Origin of the sequence: Bartonella sp. AP36NXGY (genome assembly GCF_042195865.1) — a bacterium.
Lineage (GTDB): Bacteria > Pseudomonadota > Alphaproteobacteria > Rhizobiales > Rhizobiaceae > Bartonella.
Genome location: NZ_JBHIPD010000009.1, coordinates 45,668 through 60,480, shown reverse-complemented (window position 1 = coordinate 60,480; position 14,813 = coordinate 45,668). Strand labels below are relative to the sequence as shown.

Here is a 14,813-nt window from a genome sequence, read left to right as displayed (position 1 = left end):
TTTCCCCTATAAACAAGTTGTAACAATTGTAGCAGCAGCATTAAATTCAACTTTTTTATGAGAACGGCGTGCTATTGTTTCTTTATCCGTTCCCCATTGCTCCATCATCCAATCTTCATCTAAATGGGCAATAGACCAAGCATGATCAGCATCAATGTTTCCCGCTGCAACAGCAAGAGCAATGAGAGCAGATCCCGTTAATGTTGTCATCATATGAAGTGCAGCAAGCATATAAGCAGACTCAACTCTACGTAAATAATTACTGACTGCTTGAAGTGCTTCTGGTGATTGTTCCACATGCATCAGCCCTTCTGTCAAATAAAACCTTGCACCTAGTTTTTTTTCAGCCCAATCTAATAAAGGATCCCATTGTTCAGATTGTTTTTGCACCAACTCTTTAGGTGTTTGTGCACGATAAAAGATCATATCACATGCAACGAAACGCAATAAATCTTCAAAAACCGCCTGCATATCATCAGCGATACCATCAATAACAGTATTAACCAAACGCGTCATCGGCATTTTTGCAGGATCAACAACGTGCTTTTGGTTCTCAAATTCCTGAGCAACATATTCAGCAAACACTTCTGTTGGCACATGAAAATGACGCCTTGCGGGCGTTTTTACAGGACGTTCATCCAACAAAATCGTAAAGCCGCCCTCCTCACAAGCGATCTTCACTTGCTTATAAAACCGTTTTGGGTGTGATTGGAATGAAAGATTTTGAACCTTTTGAACAGAACTCTTCTTATTCAATGGCATATCAACATGATCCAAAATCTCACGCATATTTGTTTACCTCTGATCTTTTCAAAAAAAAACGACTGTTTCTTTAGGTTCTATAGCTTGAATAAGGTTTAATCTGACCTTCTTAACGATTCCAAAGAAGAAAAAAATCTTACCAATCTCAATCTGATTTAAGAGTTATATTTCATGTTTCTTTTACAAACAAGACAATGATGATTGCCTTTTATATATTTAATACAATCATAATAGTAAAACAATTTCTAAAAGTATTATCTTAATTAAGAAGTTAAATATATTGAGTTTTATGGCAAAGATGTTCACGCCTTACCAATTTGCTTATTATTCACCTATAATAGTATTATCAATATGAACAGATTCAAAAACGCTGCTCATCCAAAAAATGATAGAGCAGTGCGGTTTACGTATCATTTACCTTTGTTTAACCATTCCAATAATTCTCTAACATATCCAATAAATACCCTGCATAGAACTTTCCTGCTCAATCACTCCCCTAAACAACGATGTTTTACGGCATGATAGAATAATGAACAGACAAAATTATAATTGTAAATTTTCTTTCATATATACATTATTTTATAAAGCACTAAATTACTTAACGCATTGTTCTTGATATACTCTATCATATCACACTAATTTAAATTTAGTCGCATAATTAAAAGAATAGAGATTATGTAATCTGAAAATAATGCTTTTATCTATACACTTGGCCCTGCAGATACTAACTGTGCAGCAGCAACACAGTGGTGGCTTGACAATCACAATAAAAATATTTTGTCCACTGACTCGAGATCCCGTATTATCTTATACGCAACTCTTGAAGAAGCATTTAATGAACTTGCTCAAAAAAAAGATGCTTATCTCTTAAGTTGTGCTGCTTACCCTGATTTGCATACACTCACCGTTTAGGTGATATGCAATTATTTGACAGCTTTATCATGCCTACTCACTCTATGGTTTTAGCTAAACGCAATAACATTGATGAAATTAAAACCGTAGCGCCTCATCCTGCCCCGCAAGCTCTGATAGCTCATCAATATGACAAAGTATTTGCCAACAGCAATGCTGATGCAGCCGTTCTTTGTAAGGCTGAAAAAGCCGATGCTTGTATCACAACATCGGTTGCGGCAAATCGCTATAGGCTGAGTATTGTCGAAAATTTTGGACAAGTGCCAATGGACTTTTTGCTCCACTCACTAAAGTCAACTCATCATGAAAAAATCTGAAGCGCTTCTTTCCATTGTTAACTTAGTTGACAAATTCCGTATGCGCCAAGAACGAAATGGGAGCATTAAGGAACCAACTTCAGCAGATAGTAATATGATTAATAAATTGATCACTCTGCTGAACCACCATGCTAATATTCTTGATGGATTATCTCCAAAACTTTTAGCGATCATTTCTGATGATCTTCTTCAGTGGATGATCAGCGGTTTAACGACCCCTCCTAAATTTGATAACACTTTGGCTGCTTTCAAAGCCCCATTACCAGATGCGCCCTTGTTTTCTTGGCTCCAATGCGTGCAACAAATGGACCTGATCCAGAAGGATTCCGGCTGGAATTAGTTACAGGATATCGTCATGAAACGGCCTATCTTGCTGACGCCTCAAAATATACAAATAATTATGTATCACCATTTCAATGTATAAAAATGGGAATAGCATCAAGAGGTTTTTTAGAAGGCAATTGCATTGTTCTATTCCCAGAATCTGTAGCAGCTGCTCAAAAAATTGATAAGCAAGCATTTGCTTTGTTTTTTTTCAGTAAATTCTTTGATATTTACAACAAGCAAACAATTGTGGAAGCTGAACGTTTACTCGGTCGAGATAGTAAATTCCTGTTCGGTCAATTGCATAGTCGTAACTTATCTAAAGAAGACATTTACGATGCTCGCTGTTTGTGGGGCTATTATCATGACTATGCACATCATACCGGACCGCGGCCATTGGATAAAAATCTGTATATAAAATTAAATTGGTTTACAGGTCTTCTAGAAGAAACTAAAGTTGATTTAATTACAGTGCGTATTATGCTACAAAATCATCCAAAATTTTGGAAAGAAATAACTGAATTTATCCTATTAGAACGCATATTTCGTTATCCAAAAGATTCTGATCAGCATATGACATTCGATGCTGGTACAGGGATCTTGCTTTTTGAAATATTGATGCGGAACAAAGCATTGATTGAAACAAATCAAGGTTATCTTCAATTTGATTTGGAGCGTCTTGAAAAAGTAATAATATTGATGATAGCAGATATAGAAGCACTTGAAGCATTAGATGATGACGCTTATTTGGCAGGAGCTAAAGATTATATCCAAAATAATCTTGGTAAGCCGCAAACTTCACAGTCACGATTTAATTTTTCAACATCATCTTATGCACAGCGAGTGATTAGAGGATTAAATCATTGAGTTTTATAAAAGGACGATTATTATTATTTACTTTTGCCATTCTAGCATTGTTTTCCATAAGTTGGTTATTATCTAAGAATTTGGTTAGCAATATACCCGTCATGCATGCGGTTGGACTTAGGTTGTTTGCCACCGCTGCCACCTTATGGCTGATTGCAATATTTCGTGAGAAAGCTGTTTTCAGATCCCTACCATTGCTTTCCATGATACCTTCTTTTTTAATTCTCTCAGTGTTAGGATTTTCGCTGTATTTTGTATGCAGCTTTGGTGCATTAAAATCGCTCAAAGCCAGTGATTTAACCATGGTGCTCGCTACTATTCCAGGAATTACTTATATATTAGGTGCATTGACAAATGTCCTTAAATTCTCATGGCTGAAGCTTAGTGGAGTGATAATTGTCAGTGTAGCAGCTGTAGTATTCAATATAAATAGTGGAGAAGGTGGATATTATAACCTGATAGGAGTAGTGCTTGCCTTAACAGCAGCACTTTCTTATTCTGCTTATGGCTTATTGTCTAAACGTTATCTTAAAAATCTACCTTTGCTCACCTCACTGGCTTGGATCACGACAATTTCTGCAGCATCATTTATGCCATTATTTATTTTTGATCCTGCCCCACTCTTCTATCTTAAGTTAGAAGATATATTGAAAATATTGATTTTAGGAACTGTTTGCTCGGCACCAGTTTACGTATTATATCAAAAAGTTTTAGCCGAAGGAGGCGTATTATACGCCAACACTATCGGCGTATTATCCCCTTTTGCAGTGATTGCATGTGAATGGATAATCGGCTCGAGCCCTTCTCTCAATATGATCAAAATAATTGCTATGATTGTAGTTGTTATAGGGATGACACTCTTATTTATAGATGCATCAAAGGTATCTACATGGCAACATAAACGCCATTCTCAAAACTCCAAATTTAATGAGGAAACAAAATGAAAAAACTCGCGTTAGTTTGCCAGCGCAATGCAAAATTACCATTTATATTTGAAGCAGCACAAGCAGCTAATATCGAATTAGTAATGATCTATGATACCGCTGAAAGCGTTCCCTCTCAACACCCCGCAGCAGTAACTTCAACTTGGCAACTTCCTGTTTTTGATAACCCAGAGGCAGCTCTAGACACTTTTGCAACGGAAGCAAAAGAACGCAATATTTCTGGGGTTATGACCCTTCGCGAAGAAGCCATCCTATGGACAGCTTTGGCTGCAAAAAAAATCAATACTCCAAGTATTGAACCAGAAGTAGCAGCATTAACCAGAAATAAATATCTCATGCGTCAAGCTTTCGCTAAAGCAGGCTTAAGAACACCAGGATTCTTTTATATAGATTATCCAGAAGACCTATCACAAACACAAGCCTTGGATTATCCACTCGTTATTAAACCCGTCTCTGGATGGGCAAGTACAGGCGTAATGTTAGCTAAAAATTCCGCCGAACTTCCTGATCTCATTAAAGCCGTATGGAATGTTCAGCATAAAGACATGGCACGTTTTAATGATAAAAGTAAACCTGTAGGTTTAGTAGTAGAACAGTATTTGCCAGGAAAAGAGTTTGTCGTAGAATGCTTTGTTGATACAGCAGGTGTACACGTTCTGGCCATTGGAGACAAGGGACAGCCTGAGGGACCATGGTTTGAAGAAACAATTTATCGTCAACGATGTGATATAGATGATCCTTTAATTATTGCTTTATGTGAGGCTGCATGCTCTGGAGTTAAAGCTCTTGGTATAAATATAGGTGCTGCCCATGTAGAGCTACGCCTAGATGCTCATAATTTACCTTATATCATTGAGATTGGCGCTCGTATAGGTGGATCAGGTGTCTCCCATTTTATTGTTGAGCAAAGTACAGGAATTTCATTTGCAAAACTATGTATGAATACCGCTTTAGCTGAAAAAAACTTAGACCTTCCCGATATACTTCCAGCTGAAAAAGTGGCGGCAAATTATATTATTCCTCTTCGTGGTCATGGACGGTTTTCTGGATTTTTAGGTCTCGATAAGGTTGCACAGCATCCTCAAACCGCCAGAACTATCATTTTCTTTGAAACCAATCATCTTTCACCACCTCCACCAGCATTTGGTGGATATCCTGGTTTTATTTTCTCTGTTCATAACTCAAACGAAGAAGCACGCAATTACCATAAATGGCTCGATGATACCTTAAGCATCATATGGCAAAATACTGATTTATAATGATAATTTATCTTTATTCATATTGAATAAGAACGCCGATATCGTAGGATTTTCTCATTTTAAATCTGTTTATCAGATGGACAAATTTTTTAAAGCATTTGAAAAATGCTATAGTAGATAAAAATAAATCAACACGATATTTTCATATTTATTAAAGCACATGGTACCATTATTAAAAAATTCTGCACAAACAATGGTTTTAATTCCGGTAGTAGAACAAGACTTCGAAAATCACATTTATTGTTTTTTTAAAGATTTATTAAAAATGATAGCGCAAACCACCAGAAAAATGAACTCCAGAAAAACCAGCCTTGGTTAACCTATGCTGATAGCTAAGATCACTGTGAAGTGTAACTTTAGAAGAAAACTGTGAATTGACACCCAAACCTGTTTCTAAGGAAGAACCGAAAGCACTCAACTGAAAAACATCTTTAAAATGAACAAATTGTTCTTTACCAAAACAATGAGCAAGATGAATATTTCCATAAAAAGAAGTGATACGATCCTTATCAGAGGCTGTAAATGTTTTACTTAAACGCCCACCAACACGCACAAACCATTGACTCATTTTTTTCATATCAACATCAAATCCATCAATATCACGAAACTTATCAAATTGAAAATGTTGATAAATAAGCTGAAGTTGCGGATCAAAAATAAGATCTTTATATCCTGTTATAAACGTTTTACCAGCAGAAAACGAAACGTTCAAAGGATTTGCTTTTAATGTCGCCGTCTTACCCCAAACATGGCTACGCACATCCCCTTTAAACAAACCATAAGATAAAAAACTATCTATATAAAAACCAGTTTTGTGTTCCACACTACCATATGCCGTAAATGACCATTTATTAAATGTACTCTTTTGACTTTGTTCCACGTTATGAGGTTGTAAGGAAAGCTTTCCATAGGTTCCCATAATCCCAAAAGATGTCGTACTATATGCACGCTCTATTGTTTTGAGCAAAATATCTGTTTTTATAGCGTTATAATCAACATGACCATCGTACCCATATTTAAGTGTAGAAAGATCTGAGACATAACGATAACTCCCACCATAACCGTGGACAGATAAAGCAAAGTTCCCTTCAACTTTTAATAATTTACGAGGAATAGACCGCCTAACTTGCAACTGCTTTTGTTGATGACTCATATCCATGAGCCCAACATGAAACAAAGCATTTGGTAACAAAAGATAGGTCGGAACTTGTGGAACAACCTCTCTGACCTTTAACTCAGAAAGGGGAATAGCAGACACCTCTAAAGCAGGCTGAATATATTTACTTTCAAGGCGGAAATCCCAAAAATCTCCATTTCCTTCAACCAATCTTTGAGAAGTTTGTGCATTTCCAAGAGCAGAAGCTGGACCATAAGCATGAAGATAATACTGGTAAGGCAAACCCTCTAATGCGATATAAGCACGATTTAACTGAAAAGAATCCTCTGCCGCTTTTCCAGAAACCTGAATAAGTGAAATACTATGAGCATTTTCACCGGTTGCTATCTCACCCTGATTTCCTGAAACAAATTGCACATAAACTGTCGTTTTTCCAGAAACATCACCATGTATCAAAAGCCGATCAGTTTTTTTATTATCGAGCAAACCATCACTACTGAGATGTGTATTGAGATAAATATCTGCCCTATCTTGTGCACTATAAACTTCTTTTTCTCCCTTCCCAATATGAAGTGTCTGATACTCCTGAAACATTGGAGTCTCAAAAGCAATAAAACTATCAGAAACTTTCACAAATGAAATAGACGAACTTGTACGGTTTGCAACTTGCAAATCGATCTCTCTTCTTTTTGTCAAAAACCATTTTGATCCCCCTGTTAAATAAAGCTCAGCAATAGAATCATCGGCAACACGAGTCCCTCCTATCAATGAAGAAGAATTAGCCAAAACCGCTACACTTCCCCCCTTTTCAGCTGTTAATAATAAGTCACCAAAAATTTTTGTACCTTCTGTTACTCCAATATAAATACGACTGTTATGACTATGAACAGCTGTCCCATCTGGAACCTCAAAAATCGTCCTTTTCAAAAAGACAAGCCCCTGTTCATATGCATCATTTTCCTCATCCCTCTCAAAATACATACCATGTTTGTTACCTATTGCTTTAATTGTTGAATCTTCAATATTAACCCGCGAAATTAAAATATTTCCTTCCCTGCCGTTATTGGATGGCGTGTTAGAATCTTGTCCAACTGTTAAAACATGAACATCCGTAGAAATAATATTCGTATTTTTTACATAAACAGAACCCTGATGTTTTACATTGAAAACTGTATGTGTACTTTTTTCATTTGTATTTTCTTTGTCTTCTGTTTTTTGATATTTTGAAGCAATGGTAACACCATCTAAAGTCGCACTCCCCCCTCTCCCCACATAAAGCGCAGCAGCATCATTCACATCAATAAATCCACTTTTCATCTGAATACCCGCATCAGCACTAACGAAAAGAGCACTCTCTTGACCGATACCCAAACCTTCCACTTTAATTTTTGTATTCGTTAACGTAACAGATGCTCCTCGCTTCTCTGCATAAACAGCAATCTGAGAAGCCTCAATTGTTCCACGATTAACCTCAATCATTCCACTATCAGCTTTAAGACCTATTGATACATTTTTTAAAGCTGAATCGCTCAAAACAATTTTTCCCCCTCGTGATACAAAAACACCATAAATATCTTCTATACTCGCAGTCCCTTCAACCTCTACACGCGTTGCCTGAATAACTGTATTTGGCTCCTGCACTACTATAGCAGCAGGTAACATGAGAGAACGATCCTCCCCATTCTTTTCTTTAACAGGCGCCGTGAATTTATATACTTTATCACTAATTGTATGCTTTGAACCATCACTGCATTCATAAGGTAATTTGTTTTTGTCACATGACAGTGATGTATATGAATGAGAATGTGCCTCAATATTTATATTTAACAAAAAAGAAAAAATAGCTGCTGTAAAAACGCACGAATACAAGTGATTGTTAGATACCTTGATTATCATTGTTTTTCAAAACTTTCTTTTTTCAACAAAAACAAAAAATGCTGGCAAAAAAATAAACCACAAATTAAACACAACAAGAATAAAACAAACAAAATTATTTTATTTTTTTTATGATAAAATCATAGCATTCAATAATATGTTTTGTGTTTTATGTAAAGAAAGAACAAAAAGTTTAAAAATACCATTTAGGATGAAAATCCCTTTAAAGAATGCATCTCAAAAACCGCTGGAAACTGTAATTACAAAAGGCCAAAAAACCAATCTTAAAAAAACGTAAAAAATGCGAATTTTGAAGAGATATAATATTCAATTTATCTCACCACCAAAAAATAAAAATACAACAAAATGAGAATGACTTCTAAGATTAAACGATTAAAACGTTTTAATAAAACACAGAACAAAAAGATACAGTATACGAAATCTATAACCGCATCATCTCTTCAACTACAACAAAAAAACAAGAAATTGCACACTAATGTATAAGCTAATGTACACAATTTCTATATTAAAAATGCTAGATATCTAACAAAGAAATTTGAATAAATAAAAAACTTCTCCTAATACCCTATCATCAATGATTTGAATTAATAAATGTAATATTTTAGATCTTTTGATAAAATCTAAAATACAGTAAAACACTCACCATTCTGAACTTAAAAAACACCAAAATAAAATTTCATCAAAATTAGCTCTATGAAAGCTATCTGTTTATTATCGTTAAAGAAGATATTTTAGCAAAGCTATTATTTGCCATTCTTTATATTGAATAAATTTCTCTAAACAACAACTCACTATCCTCCGCTAGCATCATCTGACAACAACACTATTGCCAATCTCGTAGCTGATGAATATAACTACATTAGAGACAAAAGAGCTATATTTCTCTCTTCTCCCGTTTAATATTTTTATTTAATTATTGCTTTAAAAATTAACGTTCTACTGTTGATGATCACTTGTGCAAAGCTTTTTTTATTTTCTGGCGCTTTTTATCATTTTCAAAACGTAACATCGAATCTCGCTCTTGTTGTGTCGAATTGGTTACACCAAAAGTATCATTGTCCATAACCTGCTGATACCCTGCTACCATTAAATTGACTAAAAATGAATCACTTCGCGGCGTTGATGAAAAATAGATTCCCTTTGAATCTTGTAATTTGTACCGATAACCTGCTTTAGTCATGCACTCATAAACTGCTGCAAAATCACTTGCACGCGAATCCATATTTTTAGAAGAAGCGTAGATTGGTTTCCAACCACATTTTGACAGTGCTTGTTGGACCATAGACTTACTGACACCAGACTTTTCCCATAATTCTAACGTCGATGGGGGAGGTTTGCTAATACACCCAGCAGAGCTTAATAAAATTATAGCAATCAATAATTTCAATGTTTTTTTCATTTCCCCCTCCGTCAATATTTACGATAGAAAGACTGATAAGTCTTCTAATATTTTCTCACACGCAAGATGACTTTTGTTAGCATATAGATATTGAAGAAACAATCCCACCCCCCATGCAAAAACAAGAATGGAAGGATTTTTGATTACAGCAGCCTCAATACTTAAGGTTGACATTCAGGTTGTTCTTTATGCTCTTCACAATGAGGACTATTCAAACGCCTCTCTACACTTCGCTGAGGAATAACTGCATCAGGCTGACAAATTGGAAGATTTTTATATTTCTCACACCACTTCATTCTTCCCAATTTATCTTGGAAACCTGCTTGGATCATACATGCATTCACAGACTCCTCAGCATTGAATTTCTCATCAGTACTTGTTTCTGTATCAAGACGACCATCAAGATGCTGTATTCCACATTCTAACAGAGCTTTTTTGATCTCAAGCTGATCAGCACCTGATTTTTCCCATGCATCTACAGCTGTTCGAGAAGGCTGCTCAGGGTAGCATCCAGCCATAACAAATAAGGTTATCCCGCTTAATAATTTTAAAATCTGCTTCATTTTCCTATCCTTGAGTAATTTTGATATTACGAAACAATCTATAAATTATTTTACATGCTGTTTTTTATTTCCAAAACAATGATGAACATTATCAATCTATATTATTTTTATCTTTCCGAAGATTATGCCATAATTATTATATCAAAAATACGGTAAAATTATTACTAAAATCATCTATCTATCAACGATATGCTTATAATTATTATCAATATTTTGATTATAACCAAAATAGATATTTCATATTATTGCGCCAACAGTTGTGGTACCCATAAATAAATAGCATTGACATGCTGAATTAAGTCCCCCGCGTACGGGTATGAGAAACATGAAGGTAGGGATTGTGATCGTCACAAACAGCAAGACTTAAGGTTTGCATTCAGGTGCATTTTTATATTTTTTACAAAAAGGGCTGTTCAAGCGCTTCTTGACACTGCGCCTCGGGATGACTGCGCCTGAACGACAAATCGGCAAGTTTTCGGCTCTAAAAGTATAACATGGTCCACCCGCTCTTGCTACCTCTTCATCTTTATAGCGGAAACCTGATTGAAGCATGCAAGCATAAGTTGTTGCTTTTGCATTGATGCTCTGCTTTCTGTTTTCTGGATCGACATCATAAGGAGTTGGCATACCACATTCTAACAAGCCTTTTCCTATCTCTGTAAAATCTGCTCCTGGTTTTTCCCAAGCAGTCAAATATCCTGAAGGAGGCTTATTAAACTGACATCCAGCTATACTTAACAAAGTTACAGCACTTAATAATTTTACGATGTGTTTCATTTTTTACTCCATGATCTAATTCAAGGCTTTTGTTCTAAATGAGATGTGCCATAAAATTTTTGGCATTTTGGACCCGCATCTCCAAGACAGGTATGGGGATTTATGGGATTTGTAGCCACTCTCTACCATTCTATCCAAACGTTACTGCCAGCAAGGTATCGTTTCGTAGGTATAGCCATTACCGCCAATAATTCTGCTTACAAAGTCAAATTTATTCCCATCAAAACCTGTTTCATGCGTCTGTGAATGGCTGCTATGATGGTCTGTCATGCCAACAATCGTCATACTTTCCCCCATTACATTGATATCTTGACCAGAAATCAGATGAGAAGCAATAATCGTAGCATCTCATTGTACATCCATATCAACATTGCCTGTTGCCTCAAGGATAGAGAGAATTGTTGTTGTGTGTGTTCAGAGCTATTGGAAGATTTCTCGTGTAAAAAGCCACTTTCCGATGATTTTTTTGCTGGTTGTAGTGTTCTTGAGCGCCTTTTATGGTAATATCGAATAATTTTGCACCGAAATACAGTTGCGGAGTGCATTTTGTCCGCCTCCACTTGTGATAAAAATTACTCTTGTATCAATATTAAAAAATAAGTTTGATCCTTCCTCTTGTGAGAGCAATAAGAATCGTAAAACTGTCACACGTTCATTGTTCTCTTTAATTTACTCTTCTATGAAATTTTATTGTAATACCTTGCTGCTGTTTATTAAAGTTTTTGTAAAAACAATGATACAATGCCTCATGTAACTTTGTTATCCACTATTTTCTACCAACGCCAATCCTCTTTGAGAAAAAATACATAAAGAACTTTATCTTCGCTTCTAAAAGCAATATTAATTTTCTAAACAATAAAATTTAAACAACCAATTTTTTAAAGAGCTAAAAAACAATTCTTACAATAACTTCTTTCGTGAAACAGAACTTCATTAATACGTTTAGAAAAAGATATCTGCCTATAATCATGTATCTGGTAAAATCTATTTGCACTGTTAGGCATTTTAACCTGAAAGACTTATATTGATGGCACAGCTCACCATCAAAAAAACGCCTAATATTTATATGATTTTGTCGTTACCGTAAACAATGGTTCACAAAAACTTCCAAAGCAAAATAATAACGAGCAGATTTTTTCAATCTAGATTGTTCTAACCTTTAGAGAAAACAATCAAACACCTGTTCTCCTGATGACATCAGCTATTTGTTTTGAGTTTTTTCTCTATTCACATTTTATTCAGCTTCTTTTGCTTAAAATTATAAAGTTTAAGTGCATAGAAACAAATAACAAGCCAAGCAATCCAAATAACACCTATAATTAAAACTGGTCGTGTCTCATCAAAATACCATAAGAGAATAAAAATAAAAACCATAAATAAAATAGAAAAAATCGACCCTATTGGCCAAAATGGAATGGGAAATTTTAAACCATTCTGTGCTTCTTTAGGCATCTTAATTCGCATAGAAAATTGTGAAAGTAGAATCATCATCCAAACAAAAACTGTCGCAAATGTTGCCATTACAGCAATAAGAAAAAAAAGCTTTTCATGATAAAAATAATTAAGGACAGCACCAAGAAGAAAAATACCGAAGATCATCAAAATAACAAAAACTGGTATACCGTTTTTTGATAAATATTGAAACTTTTTTAAAGCATAACCTTCCTGCGATAAACCATGGATCATACGACAAGCACCATACATTCCACTATTCATTGCTGAAATAGCCGCTGTAACAACAACAATATTTAAAATATTTGCTGCATATGAAATCCCAAGATTTTCAAAAATGGATACAAAAGGGCTATCCATGAGACCAATCTCATTCCAAGGATAAAGAGACATTAAAATAGCTAACGTCATGACGTAAAAAAGCAAAATACGAACTGGAGTAGAATTAATTGCCTTTGAAATCGTTTGATGAGGGTTTTGAACTTCCATAACTGCCATGCCAATGATTTCTATGCCACCAAAAGCAAAAACAACAACACTAAAGCAAGCTAAAAAACCAAACCAACCATTGGGAAAAAGTCCACCATTTTTCCATAAATTATGAACAGTAACGGTAGAAAAATCTGCACCTTCACCCCACCCCCAAAAAATAATTGCTATTCCTAAAATAATCATCGCAATGATAGCGATAACTTTAATAGAAGATAGCCAAAACTCTAGTTCACCATAGACTTCTACAGCCGCTAAATTAATACCTGTGATGATTAATGTAATACTCAGTGCCCATACCCAAGGAGCAACATCAGGATACCAAAACCCCATATAAGTCGCAAAAGCTGTAATATCAGCCAAACCAACAAGAATCATCTCAAATACATATGTCCATCCCGTTAAAAAACCTGCTAATGGTGATATATAATTTGCCGCATAACGAGCAAAAGAACCAGGCAATGGATTATGAAGTATCATCTCTCCTAGAGCCCGCATAACCATAAAAATAGCTAAACCAGCAATACAATAGGCAATCAAAACACTGGGACCCGCAAGCTTAATTGCCTGTGCAGACCCATAAAAAAGACCTGTTCCAATAGCAGAACCAAGAGCTAAAAAAATAACTTGGCGCTTACTCATCCCTCTTTTCAGTTCATTTATTGCCATTTCTTTCCTTACTTTTTGAAATGCTGACAATCCACACCACGATAACAGCTCTATGAGAAATAAAGCCTCATGTTTCTTTCACAAATATATTTCAAAAAACATCGAAGACCAGCCAGTCCAACACTTTGCTCTAAACAATGAAAAAATACTTTTATTGCGAATTATTCAGCTTTTATAGCCTACAATTTCGTATTATTTTATTCAAATAAAGTGATAATGAATTTTTTCATAATTGTCATTTAATTCATTTCGTATTCTCTAGTTTTTTACAGAGAAAATTAACCTTAATGTAATCTAAACTTTTAGGCTTCTATTTCAGTGCACTGAAATAGAAGCCTAAAAATTCATAACAAACACATTAACTATGCATACAATTAATTTTTTGTTACTTTAAGCCAACTCTCTTTGAGCTTATAAAAAAACTTTTTACGCCAATTGAATAGCTCAATTAATGATAATACGAATCTCGCAAGTTTTCAAAAGTATGAGAAAGTGTATCTACAACCCATCTTTTAAGGACTCCAGCTGCCTTAACGACAAGCTTTCCAATGAAAAAAAAATATACGGTAAAAAGAGCATCTTTGATTGTTGGTCCGATGATAGCGTTCTCCTTACCTCTGGGAATTTGCCCTGATATAGCAATAAAATCTTTGTTTTTCGCTGAAATAAGAGGCTCTTTCTCTTGGGCCACTATCATAATGAAAACTTCCTCTGGAAAGCTACCTCTCCTAAAATTTGCATGAATCTCAAGAATTTGAGAGAAAAAAAGAACTGTTATTGAAACACATAATTTAGCACTTTTAAACATTCCTTTCTCCTTTTTTATTTTAAATATCAAAAATAAACTATAAAATTCATAAAGTATTAACAAATAAGAATAATATAAAATAAAACTTTTATTTTTACTCGATACAATACATATATTATAATTTATATTTATATTTATAGAAATATAATATCACGAATATATAATTCGTGGATATTATTTAACTTATATTAAAATTTCTGATATAAATCAGAAAATATAGGTGCTTTAAGTTTATAGTTTCTATAAAATAACATAATA

The 14,813-nt window shown here is 34.8% G+C and carries 14 protein-coding genes; 6 read left to right on the top strand and 8 right to left on the bottom strand.

Features of this window, described 5'->3' with window-relative positions:
- Positions 1-6 precede the first annotated feature (6 nt).
- Positions 7-789: an ATP12 family chaperone protein gene (locus tag ACFINX_RS05410; protein ID WP_375668443.1), complete on the bottom strand. Its 783-nt coding sequence runs from the start codon at positions 787-789 to the stop codon at positions 7-9.
- Between the two features lie 890 nt (positions 790-1,679).
- Here ACFINX_RS05410 and ACFINX_RS05405 point away from each other — a divergent pair.
- Genes ACFINX_RS05405 through ACFINX_RS05385 form a run of 5 tightly spaced genes read left to right on the top strand, consistent with a single transcriptional unit; the run spans position 1,680 to position 5,385 of the window.
- Positions 1,680-1,991: a prephenate dehydratase domain-containing protein gene (locus ACFINX_RS05405; protein WP_375668442.1), complete on the top strand. Its 312-nt coding sequence runs from the start codon at positions 1,680-1,682 to the stop codon at positions 1,989-1,991.
- Positions 1,978-2,331, top strand: coding sequence for a hypothetical protein (locus ACFINX_RS05400; protein WP_375668441.1), 354 nt, complete (start codon positions 1,978-1,980; stop codon positions 2,329-2,331). Before ACFINX_RS05405 ends, ACFINX_RS05400 begins: the two co-directional genes overlap by 14 nt.
- A complete protein-coding gene (locus tag ACFINX_RS05395; RefSeq protein ID WP_375668440.1) occupies positions 2,283-3,182 on the top strand; it encodes a DUF6421 family protein in 900 nt (299 codons plus the stop codon). Before ACFINX_RS05400 ends, ACFINX_RS05395 begins: the two co-directional genes overlap by 49 nt.
- Positions 3,179-4,126 (top strand): DMT family transporter, encoded by a 948-nt coding sequence (locus ACFINX_RS05390; RefSeq protein WP_375668439.1) that lies wholly within the window; start codon positions 3,179-3,181, stop codon positions 4,124-4,126. The genes ACFINX_RS05395 and ACFINX_RS05390 overlap by 4 nt, the downstream gene beginning before the upstream one ends.
- On the top strand, positions 4,123-5,385 hold the full coding sequence (locus tag ACFINX_RS05385) for an acetyl-CoA carboxylase biotin carboxylase subunit family protein (RefSeq protein ID WP_375668438.1): 1,263 nt from the start codon (positions 4,123-4,125) through the stop codon (positions 5,383-5,385). The genes ACFINX_RS05390 and ACFINX_RS05385 overlap by 4 nt, the downstream gene beginning before the upstream one ends.
- Positions 5,386-5,644: 259 nt before the next feature.
- Here the strand turns inward: ACFINX_RS05385 and ACFINX_RS05380 are convergent, their stop codons facing one another.
- Positions 5,645-8,398: an autotransporter outer membrane beta-barrel domain-containing protein gene (locus ACFINX_RS05380; protein ID WP_375668437.1), complete on the bottom strand. Its 2,754-nt coding sequence runs from the start codon at positions 8,396-8,398 to the stop codon at positions 5,645-5,647.
- Between ACFINX_RS05380 and ACFINX_RS05375 the strand changes: the two genes are divergently transcribed.
- Positions 8,376-8,675, top strand: a complete 300-nt coding sequence (locus ACFINX_RS05375) for a hypothetical protein (RefSeq protein ID WP_375668458.1) — start codon at positions 8,376-8,378, stop codon at positions 8,673-8,675. The genes ACFINX_RS05380 and ACFINX_RS05375 overlap by 23 nt on opposite strands.
- Positions 8,676-9,347: 672 nt before the next feature.
- On the opposite strand, the gene ACFINX_RS05370 is transcribed toward ACFINX_RS05375, so the two are convergent.
- The 6 genes from ACFINX_RS05370 to ACFINX_RS05345 form a co-directional block, all read right to left on the bottom strand.
- On the bottom strand, positions 9,348-9,797 hold the full coding sequence (locus ACFINX_RS05370) for a hypothetical protein (RefSeq protein ID WP_375668436.1): 450 nt from the start codon (positions 9,795-9,797) through the stop codon (positions 9,348-9,350).
- A 161-nt stretch (positions 9,798-9,958) separates the two neighbouring features.
- The gene (locus ACFINX_RS05365; protein ID WP_375613121.1) at positions 9,959-10,360 is read right to left on the bottom strand and encodes a hypothetical protein; all 402 of its coding nucleotides are present in this window, start codon (positions 10,358-10,360) and stop codon (positions 9,959-9,961) included.
- A gap of 363 nt (positions 10,361-10,723) precedes the next feature.
- Positions 10,724-11,137 carry a hypothetical protein gene (locus ACFINX_RS05360; RefSeq protein WP_375613122.1) on the bottom strand — a complete coding sequence of 138 codons (414 nt, stop codon included), beginning with the start codon at positions 11,135-11,137 and terminating at the stop codon, positions 10,724-10,726.
- Positions 11,138-11,278: 141 nt separating this feature from the next.
- Positions 11,279-11,422, bottom strand: coding sequence for a hypothetical protein (locus ACFINX_RS05355; RefSeq protein ID WP_375668435.1), 144 nt, complete (start codon positions 11,420-11,422; stop codon positions 11,279-11,281).
- 942 nt (positions 11,423-12,364) lie between these two features.
- Entirely contained in the window at positions 12,365-13,747 is a 1,383-nt protein-coding gene (locus ACFINX_RS05350; RefSeq protein ID WP_375668434.1) for an amino acid permease, read from the bottom strand.
- Positions 13,748-14,195: 448 nt separating this feature from the next.
- Positions 14,196-14,555 (bottom strand): hypothetical protein, encoded by a 360-nt coding sequence (locus tag ACFINX_RS05345; protein WP_375613125.1) that lies wholly within the window; start codon positions 14,553-14,555, stop codon positions 14,196-14,198.
- Positions 14,556-14,813: the final 258 nt, after the last annotated feature.